The 9,716-nt window shown below is 38.4% G+C and carries 10 protein-coding genes; 8 read left to right on the top strand and 2 right to left on the bottom strand.

Going from position 1 to position 9,716, the window contains the following annotated elements; genetic code table 11:
• Positions 1–316 precede the first annotated feature (316 nt).
• The 5 genes from F3741_12590 to F3741_12570 all read left to right on the top strand — a co-directional run bounded on the left by F3741_12590 (position 317) and on the right by F3741_12570 (position 6,002).
• Positions 317–1,597, top strand: coding sequence for a tyrosine-type recombinase/integrase (locus tag F3741_12590; protein ID MZG31615.1), 1,281 nt, complete (start codon positions 317–319; stop codon positions 1,595–1,597).
• Positions 1,598–1,676: 79 nt separating this feature from the next.
• Positions 1,677–2,558 (top strand): hypothetical protein, encoded by an 882-nt coding sequence (locus tag F3741_12585; GenBank protein ID MZG31614.1) that lies wholly within the window; start codon positions 1,677–1,679, stop codon positions 2,556–2,558.
• A 134-nt stretch (positions 2,559–2,692) separates the two neighbouring features.
• Positions 2,693–2,995, top strand: coding sequence for a zinc ribbon domain-containing protein (locus tag F3741_12580; GenBank protein MZG31613.1), 303 nt, complete (start codon positions 2,693–2,695; stop codon positions 2,993–2,995).
• A gap of 1,241 nt (positions 2,996–4,236) precedes the next feature.
• Positions 4,237–5,100, top strand: coding sequence for a DUF3445 domain-containing protein (locus F3741_12575; GenBank protein MZG31612.1), 864 nt, complete (start codon positions 4,237–4,239; stop codon positions 5,098–5,100).
• Between the two features lie 74 nt (positions 5,101–5,174).
• Positions 5,175–6,002, top strand: a complete 828-nt coding sequence (locus F3741_12570) for a hypothetical protein (GenBank protein ID MZG31611.1) — start codon at positions 5,175–5,177, stop codon at positions 6,000–6,002.
• A gap of 160 nt (positions 6,003–6,162) precedes the next feature.
• On the opposite strand, the gene F3741_12565 is transcribed toward F3741_12570, so the two are convergent.
• Entirely contained in the window at positions 6,163–7,221 is a 1,059-nt protein-coding gene (locus F3741_12565) for an IS481 family transposase (protein ID MZG31610.1), read from the bottom strand.
• Positions 7,222–7,672: 451 nt separating this feature from the next.
• On the opposite strand from F3741_12565, the gene F3741_12560 reads away from it, so the two are divergent.
• Entirely contained in the window at positions 7,673–8,398 is a 726-nt protein-coding gene (locus tag F3741_12560; GenBank protein MZG31609.1) for a hypothetical protein, read from the top strand.
• A gap of 52 nt (positions 8,399–8,450) precedes the next feature.
• Here the strand turns inward: F3741_12560 and F3741_12555 are convergent, their stop codons facing one another.
• Positions 8,451–8,894 carry a pentapeptide repeat-containing protein gene (locus tag F3741_12555; GenBank protein MZG31608.1) on the bottom strand — a complete coding sequence of 148 codons (444 nt, stop codon included), beginning with the start codon at positions 8,892–8,894 and terminating at the stop codon, positions 8,451–8,453.
• A 121-nt stretch (positions 8,895–9,015) separates the two neighbouring features.
• On the opposite strand from F3741_12555, the gene F3741_12550 reads away from it, so the two are divergent.
• Both F3741_12550 and F3741_12545 read left to right on the top strand, forming a co-directional pair.
• On the top strand, positions 9,016–9,120 hold the full coding sequence (locus F3741_12550; GenBank protein MZG31607.1) for a SpoIIE family protein phosphatase: 105 nt from the start codon (positions 9,016–9,018) through the stop codon (positions 9,118–9,120).
• A gap of 130 nt (positions 9,121–9,250) precedes the next feature.
• The gene (locus F3741_12545) at positions 9,251–9,529 is read left to right on the top strand and encodes a transposase (protein MZG31606.1); all 279 of its coding nucleotides are present in this window, start codon (positions 9,251–9,253) and stop codon (positions 9,527–9,529) included.
• Positions 9,530–9,716 lie beyond the last annotated feature (187 nt).

Here is a 9,716-nt window from a genome sequence, read left to right as displayed (position 1 = left end):
GAAAACGTTAAAATTGCTACCCCATACGCTACCCAAAGCAACAAATGGGCTACAGCCTAAACTGTAACCCATTGTAAAATATGGAGCCAGCGGGCGGAATTGAACCGCCGACCTACTGATTACGAATTTGTAAGTTACTACCTTCTTGACATCTTCCCAAACATTCCTTATCATTCATATATAAGATTTTAGCCCTATTTAAAGGGTTATATAGAGGTTCCCTCTAAACTCTTATTTCATCCTAAGTTTTCTCCAACTGGTGGGACAGGGGTGGGACAAATTTAGAAAAACCTTAAATCCACGCTGAAGTGTTTATATGGCAAACTGGAAGAGTAGTCGGCATAGCGGTGTACGATACAGGGAGCATCCTAATGAGAAGTTTCGGGGTCGCCCAAAAAAATATTTCGTTATCCGTTACAAAAGACATGGACGGTTGGCCGAAGAAGCCATCGGTTGGGAATCAACAGAAGTCAACGCCCATAAGTGTGCAAATATTCGCAATCAAATTCTGTCTAACATCAAGACAGGTCAGGGCTATCAATCGTTAAAGGAAAAACGGGGACAAGAGGAAAAAAGAAGAACAGCTGAAAAGTCTAAAGCGGTGACATTAGAGCAAGCCTTTAAAGATTTTCTGGAAACACGGGATTTAAAACCTCAGACTTCTCGTGAGTACCACCGATCTATGAGGGTTGCCTTTTTTGATTGGGCTGACCGACGTTTGGTAGATATTACCCGTGATATGGTTGCCCAAAAACACTCTAGCCTAAAGAAGGATGCCGAGGTTAACTATATCCGCAAATACAAAGAAAAAGGAAACACTCCCACTGATGATGAGATAAAAAAACGGGGGGGATCGCAAGCCAACTTACATATGCGGTTTCTACGTTCGCTTCTTAATTTCTCTGCAGGTTATTATGAAGATGCTGAAGGAGGCCCTCTCATTAAGTACAACCCTGTTCAACGGTTATCCCAAACAAAAGCATGGTACAGGGTTCCAAGAAGACAAACCATTATCAAACCTCATGAGCTTCCAGATTGGTTTAAGGCACTGACAACGGTAGAAAATGAAACGATAAAGGACTACATTCTGTTTTTATTGTTAACAGGTTCACGTCGTGAAGAAGGTATGACTTTAGAGGTGGAACAAGTTGACCTAAAGCAACGATCCTATACCTTGCTTGATCCTAAAAACAGGCAACCCCTCACCCTGCCATTGCCTGATTATTTATTCTGCATTATCAAAGAACGAGTAAAAAATTCCAATGGAGACAAGTATATATTCTCAGGCACGGGTAAGGATGGTCATTTGGTAGAACCAAAACAACAGATTAAGAATATAATTAAAAAATCTGGAGTGACCTTTACCCTTCATGATCTAAGAAGACATTTCATAACCGTAGCGGACAGTTTGGATTTATCCGTATTCGCTATTAAACGATTGGTCAATCATTCCATTGGAGGAGATGTTACCTCAGGCTATGTGGTGACCGACGTAGAACGGTTGCGTGGGCCAATGCAAAAGATTGAAGACAAGATTCTTGCAATAGCTGGTGTAAAAGAAAAAGGCAAAGTTATTCCTCTCAAACGTCAAGGCTAGGGTCGCTCCCGAATACTGGGTCACCTTCACCCAGTTGCCTTGATATTTCACTACATGAAGGCGTTCTGAAGGAAACGCTATGGATTACGATAAATATTCGGATAAATTACTTGCCCAACAAAAAAACCTACCCACAGATACAATCTTCAAAATATTAATAGGATATTCTTGGCGTGAACTAGCAAAAGCGGAAATTGCAAACAACAACCTTAAAGGGGTGAGTTCTGGTTCGTTGCCAGACGGTTATATATCTACCTTAGAAACTAGAGTCGCTGGCAGGGCATATTCACTATTGTGCAGATGGATTGGGATAAAGTTTCATAACGACCCATCTGGATTAAATATTGGACAGTCGCATAATACTGAAGATTTTTTTAATTGGTTAACTGAAGATAAAATTTTAGAAAAGTTAGAAATCCAGATCGCAGGACACAAAACACCCAAAAGGGCTTTAGAATTTATTGGCTATTTAAACTTAAGTGAGGTTAAAGAACAAGATTCGGTCAAAAAAATAGAAAAAACCAAGAATAATATTCTCCATGCTCCAGATGGGACAAAGTGGAAAGACATTAAGATAGGAATTAATGACAAAGCCCAGATAGTGATTTTTATAAAGAAGAAACCATTTGATTTTAGTTTAGAAAAATGGAAAACAGTTATGACATCAAAGACATCCCGTGATTTCCTTTTCCCTATAATTCATTCAAGTGGAGTTTTTGACGAAGAAAAATTTGAAGATAAACAAAGAACTAATTACAGACAATACCTTTCTAAACTACGAAATGACCTAAAAGATTTGTTTAATATTAATGAAGACCCTTTTAAGAGAAACAGACCCAGTGGTCATCAAACTTTATTTTCCTGCCACAGTGAGCTTATGTCATCCAACGAATCTTCTGACCTCTTGCCAGAAGACAACACCCCTAAGGGAACAAAAAAACAAACTGACCCCTATCTGTAAATCAATGGGTTACGGTTTAGGCCGTAGCCCATTTTTTGTTTGGGGTGGCAAATGAAGGGCAAATCGCCCCACTATTCCCATTTTCCCTCGTCCTGTAATACAATAAGGCCATTCCTATTCCTTTGGATTCTGCAATGAACGAAGAAGTTAATTTCTGTAGTCAATGTGGAGCGAAAGTAAGCTCAGAAGGAAAGTTTTGTTCAAATTGTGGACATGATTTGCAAAACAGTTCTACTCAAACTCCATTGGACAAGACTATAAAAGTAGAAGTAACCAATGCGACAGTAGAAAAGGGGTTTAATGCAATAGAAAAGGGAGTTAAAGCGACGCCATCAATAATAAAACGTGTTTGGCGTTTTTTGAAAATCTTTTTTAAAATCTTATTGATAGTCCTGACGGTGATATTGATAGGGTCAATGGTAATTGATTATGGCTAGTATCGTTTATGGGGCGTAATCCTAAAATAGCAATGGGGGCAAATATAAAAGCATACGGTGGAAGGATACTTTTAGGTTTTAAATCTTTTGGAATCTAAAAATTCACTGGTATATAGTCCTTTTCCTACCACAATTAAAAACGATTGTGAATAACTATTGAATTTATTGTCAATTAAAGACTTATTTGTCCTTTTCGTATTCTAACTACCTTAAAAATTACAATTTAGCACCTGATTAAAACTTAAACAACTCACCTCACAAGTCCATTTTTAGGGGGGGGGGGAAGAAATTGGGTAGTTATTAACAAGTTTTCCACAGCAAATGTAAGTAACTTTTTTGTCAATAAAAATATTTATGATTTCGGGTTTCTCCAGTCCCTGTCTACAAACTTTCTTGTTTTTATTTGATGAAGCAACAGTAAATAGAAACGGGTGTGGTGCGAATATATCGGTTTTACACGGGTGATAGTTTTTCGGTTTCTAATAATTAAATTTTTTAAGAATATATTTTGGGTTCAAAAGATTTATATTATCCTTCCCCAAAATAATCAATCTTAAGTTTCTGTTTTTTCTTTAAAACTTCTTGTTTCATCTTTCTAATTGCTGGATTAAGTGAGTCAGATGTTTCTAACTTCTTAACTGCTTTCTTCTTAACCAACTTCTTCTTGACTGCCTTTTTCTTGACTGTTTTCTTTTTCATTCAATCACCTTAGATTTTTGGGATGCGTGGATTATATCAGAAAAGTGAAAAAAAGTAGGAATGTGCGTGATTCACTCCTTCGCCTGAGCCTCCTGTTCATCTATCTCCTGCAGTAATTCAACAAGACTGTATCCAGCATTCACATCAGCATGAATCTCTCTTGGCATTAACCGTGCCAGCATTCTATAAAACTCGGTCTGATTACATCTTGCCCATTCAATCAAGTTATCCACTCCACCTATCTCCTCAAAGGCTTCTATGAATGCTGCTTTCAGAGTTGTGAACTTGTTCTTTGAACCTACTGGCCGACCATTTGGATTGCCAGATATCCCTTGGTTTATGCATATGAACCTAAAATAATACTTATAAGTGATAGTTTTTTTATTGTTATGTTTGTCTTTTGATAAACTAACTAGTGATTAGTACATGATAGTCTTAAAAATTAATAATGGCCGTAATAGAAAAGTTTGGAAAACAACATTAAAAAAAATTGTTATAAACCCCCGTATTTTCCTTTTGAAGATCCCTCCTTTTTTTTATCCATGGGATTACAAAAAGTTCCTGACTCTGAGTGGTTTGAAGTTTTTGATTTAAAGGAACGTGCGCTGCAATTGGTAGAAAAAAGGAAATTGCTAGCTAGAATTCCTGAAGATATTTTTATGGCCGATACTTCTGCCCTTAGTGCATCTAAAGTTGTTCTAGATTTGATGATTAATAACTTAACAAAATATAAACCTGATTTGTATGCGCTTAAAAATAAGATCATTAAACTTAAATCTCATGAAAATTATTCAGGAGAGGAATTTTCAACGGACCTAATTGTAAGTAAGTTGCATCCATTGGATATAGCAGCAAGATTGGTTCAGGAGGATCTTATAATAATGTTGCCTCCAAATAAGGAGCAAAAGGGATGGTGGTTGGCGGCAGGCAGTTTAGCGTTTCCTTCACGTTGGAATTTAAGAGATAAGTTCAGAAAGACTATGGATACTATTCATTCTCCTGTACCCTTCTATAAGGATAAGCTCAAGATTCCTACCAATAAATTTTTTGATCAGATGCCAAATCATGGAATATTTTCGCGTCGTAACTGGTCAATACACGACAGTCCATCTTTACGGCAGGATGGAATAACGTCCATGCTTGACAAGACTAAGATTAATTCAAGTAATGCAGGTGAGCATCTTTGGTTAAGAGTTGAGCGACAAACGCTGAGGAAGCTAAAATCGACAGAAGCTATTTTATTTACAATTCGTATTCATATAAGATCTTTGAAAGAAATTGTTAAATATGAAGGAGTTGCAAAAAAACTCAACAAAGCACTCTCTGCTCTTCCATCCGAAATGCTTTCTTATAAACAAGCTAATATCTTTTTTGGGCCTTTGCAAGAATACCTGAGCCGGTTTTGAACTGCTACCAGCAAATAAACGTTTAGTCGACTGCAAAAGTATAGCTAGAAAGTTATTTAAAAAATCTTTAAAAAATGAATCAAAATAAAAACAAGATAAGAATTGTAATAGTAATTATCTTTTTAATTTTGGTTGGTTTTCCTTTAAAGATTTTAGCCCATCAACCCAGACTAGTCGAGATAGAAAAAATTAATGTTACTGAACCAGAAATATCGAAGGCTTATTATGGCAATCTTTCAGGAAAACCACACATTTATACAATCAGCACAAGTTCACCAATTGACTTATATGTAAATATTTTGGTTCCTTTTATAGAAGGGCCAGAAAAAAATGTGACAGTCAAAATCTTTAAGGGTGAACAACCTATGGAAATACTTAACCCGAAAACAAATGACTGGAAGAAATTCTTTGAGCCATTTGGCCAAAGCATGTATTGGAAGGGACCTGAGTTTAAAGTTCGTGCTGACGCTGGAAATTATAAAATCCATGTACAAAGCACAGAAAAGAGTATGAGATATGTCTTGGCTACCGGAGAAATTGAAGCCTTTGATGGAACAGAGAGTTTAAGAGCAATTTTACTTATTCCTGAATTAAAGAAAAATTTTTTTGAAGAGTCACCTTTTAGTTTTATACTCTCTCCGCTTGGTTGGGGGTATATATTACTCTTACAAATCTTAGTAATATTAATTGGATTCGTTATATCAAAGATATTAAATATTAGTCGAGTCAAATTTCAAATGAAATACTTTCAGTTCTCGGTTAAGAATATTATGATTTGTGGTGTATTTTTTTGGGCGACCATTCTTTTCTTCGCTATCCAAACTTCATGGCACCCTTTATTAATTATGATGTCCGGCCTTTCTCTTTTTATAGCCCTAATTAGTAGGAGAAATCTTTCTTGAGAGTATTACCCAGCTTTATACCTTTTGAAGCATGAATACCGATGGAGGAATATCACATGAGCAAGGTGCTACTGTTAGACGCATCGGGCAATACGTTAAACTGCCCTGCGTAAGATTTGCTTGTACAGTCGGTCTCTCGGTTGAGATATTTTAACAGATTTTAAGCGGCTGTTTTTCCCTCCTCTGAGTTTTCAAAAACATATTGTTGATAAACTGGCCTTCCATCGTTGAAGGTCTGCATGGGTGTCCTGCCCTGACAATGCTTTCCCTGATTGGTTCTGTCATTATTATAATATTGCATGAAGCTGTCCAGGTCGGATTGGATCTCTTCAATGGATTTGTAAAGCTTCTTCCTGAAAGCAACCTTGTAGAACTCATTCTGGATCGTCTGGTTGAGCCGCTCCGTTGATCCATTGGTCTGCGGGTGCCGTACCTTCGTTCTCGAATGTTCGATTCCGCTCAGATGAAGGAAGAGTTGGTAAGGGTGAGTTTCTGTTCGTCCACAGTACTCAGTGCCTCGATCTGTTAAAATGCGGAGCAAGGCCATATTTTGAGCATCGAAAAACGGAAGGACTTTGTTATTGAGAAAATCGGCGGCAACCAAGGCAGTTTTGTCTGAATACACTTTGGCAAAGCCAACATTAGAATGGGTATCAATGGCTGTTTGCTGGTAAATTTTGCCAACGCCCTTGATGTAGCCAACATAGTAGGTATCCTGACCGAGAAGAAAACCCGGATGAGGTGTTTCAATCTCGCCATGGGCTTCTTTTTCCTCCTTGGCCTGCTCCAGGGCCTGAACCTGAGATTCGGTGAGAATGCTCTCGTTTTCAGCAGCCCATTTCTCTAAACGCTTTAACCGAAGGCTGGCGATTTGCAGGTTGTGCCTCAGCCAGATACTGCGGATACCTCCATCGCTGATCTGGATACCCTGTTTCTTGAGTTCATTCGCCACTCGTTTCTGGCCCTGAGTAGGAAACTCTAACGAATAATCCAGCACCTTCTGTTCGATTTCGGGAGACACCCGGTTAGCAAATCGTGGGGCCTTACGGGACTTTTCGAGGAGTCCCTCCAGGCCTTCCTCCTCAATGGCAGATTTGATGTCGTAATGATGCTGGCGGGATACGCCTAACTTCCGGCAGGCTTCCGAGATATTGCCCAGCGTTTCACCCAACTCTAGAATATTAAGCTTTCTTCTGATAACGTATTGGTTCTGAGTCATTGGTTTCTCCTTTAAGTTAAATAAGTTTAGGCAACTTATCTTAACCGAGAAACCATGACTCTTCTTCTCGAAAAGTCTCTATCTGTAAATGCTTTTCGTTACTAGGCCATATTATTGATTATCAATATTTTATATTGAGCGGCATGGCTTATCTTGAAAGTTTTCGGATTTCTAAAGATAACAAAACCCTTATTCTGGCAGAACAGGATTTTATTGAAACTGTCCGCAGAAACCCAAATGATATGGGCGCTCAATTGAAATTAGCTGATACAAAGAACCTTTTGAAGAAATATAATGAAGCAAAAATGATATATAAAAAGGTAACAAGGGATACGAGATACAGGAACAGAGCTTTGAACGGTTACCTAAGCGTTTAAAAAAAACAGAGAAATGAAAAACTCTAAGCTATATATGAAAATGTTACAATAAAATTATGCGAATAAAATGTGCAATGACAATATTATCTATATTCTGGATGGTAAACTTTGCCTGGGCGCAAAAGTTAAATCGTGACTTGTTCAAACCCTCAACTTTGGTCAGTAGTGAAATTGCCCGCAAGCAACTCCAGAAGATATACTTAAACTCTGACAAACGACGTACTTTCCACTGCGGGTGTGTGTTTGATAAGTTAAAACAGGTTAATGAAAATATATGCGTCAATGGATCGAAATCTAGCAAACAGAAACCAAAAAAACTTGCTTGGAAATCCCTGATGCCGCCACGTATCTTTGCTGGATCCCTGAAGTGCTGGGAAAAAACTTCGTGTGCAAGATCAGATGGAAAAATGGTCAAGGGACGCCAGTGTTGTTCCGAAGTTTCACCGAAGTTTAAAACCAGGGAGTCCGATATGCATAATATTTTTCCCATGATTAACGGGACTGCATTTTCTTCTGAAACGGAAAATTTTTCGGGTATGTGGGAATACAGTTATTGCGAGAAGAAAAGCGGGCTCAGAAAAGAAATTCGTGGAGATGCTTCCAGGGCTTATCTATATATGTCGTTTCAATATAAAATTCCTTTGGACGATGGTCTGGAAGATACATTAAGAAATTGGCACTTTGAAGATCCCCCAGATGCCTGGGAAGAAAAGCGAAATGACATGATAGAAATTATTCAGGGTAACCGTAATCCATTCATAGACAAACCGGAACTTGTAGAAAGAGTTAAAAACTTTTGATCATTTGTGAAATATGGCAATCTATCCAGTAGTATAGTCTGTCTCTTAAAACTCATTGGTGTGGCTTCACTCCAGGTGGAAACAATGTATCCTCATCGGTCCAGGTAAACTTGATTTGCGAATTTTTGACATTTGTATTTCTCAAATTGGCTCCATGAAGGTAAGCCCCATCCATACGTGTATTGCTCAGGTCAGCATTCTCGAGATTGGCCCACATCAAATCCGTTTCTTCAAAGTTTGCGTTTTTCATGCATGATCCTTCCAGTTGGGCATCCTGCAGGTTTGCCCCACGAAGATCAGCATTTTCAAAGCTGGCTTCTCGAAGATCAGCACCCTGTAAATTTGCCTCCACCAATACAGCATTTTTAAAATTTCCTTGGCGTAAGTTTTCTCCGCTCAGATCAGCGAATATTCCTTTATTGCCTTTCGACTCAAACCATTCCTTATGACTGAGTAGAATCTGAGGGAGAATGGCCGTCAGACTGTTTTGTTTCATAAAAGTATTTTTCAAGCTTTATGGTTTAGCTCATTGGTCCATGTAATACGCATATGTTAAGCTTAACACAACATAAAGAAGTTTTGTTTTTCCTCCTTTTAATAAGGGCAAAGCTATTTAAATGAAAAATAGGGGAATCGTTCTTGTAGATGTTTCAGGAAAAGGTGTTTCGGCCGCTTTATATATGGCGCGTTTGATGAGTGATATAAGACATGTCACTGATTAACCCAGATCCTGTGGTGAATCTTCAAGATGAACAATTTGGTGTAGAACGAATACTGGCCTACCCCCAAAAACTGATCCAGATTTAATGTTAGGATTTGGGTCAAAAACCTGTTGATTAGGGGGGGGGTAAGATGGCCAGGAAAAGATATTCATCTGAACAGATTATAGGTTATTTGCGAGAAGCAGAGGTATTACAGGCTAAAGGAAGTACGATTGGTCAAGTGTGCAAAAAGATAGGAGTAACGGAGCAAACCTATTACCGCTGGCGTAAAGAGTACGGTAGTTTGAGCGTTGATCAAGCCAAACGGTTGAAGGAAGTTGAGAAAGAAAATACCCGTCTGAGAAAGCTGGTGGCTGATTTGTCATTGGACAAAGCGATTCTAAAGGAAGTAGCTGAGGGAAAGTATTAAGCCCGACAAAGAAGCGTCGAGCGGTATTTCGTGTGATGGAACAATTCAATGTTTCTGAGCGAAGGATTTGTCGGGTATCAGACTAAGGCCTCAGTTTAAGGATCATGTATGGAGTTATGATTTTGTAGCAACGAGAACGGAGGATGGACGACCTTTACGGATTTTAACGTTGATTGATGAGCATACA

It is taken from the genome of Nitrospinota bacterium, from assembly GCA_009873635.1.
Lineage (GTDB): Bacteria > Nitrospinota > Nitrospinia > Nitrospinales > VA-1 > LS-NOB.
This window is presented reverse-complemented; position numbering and strand designations above follow the sequence as displayed.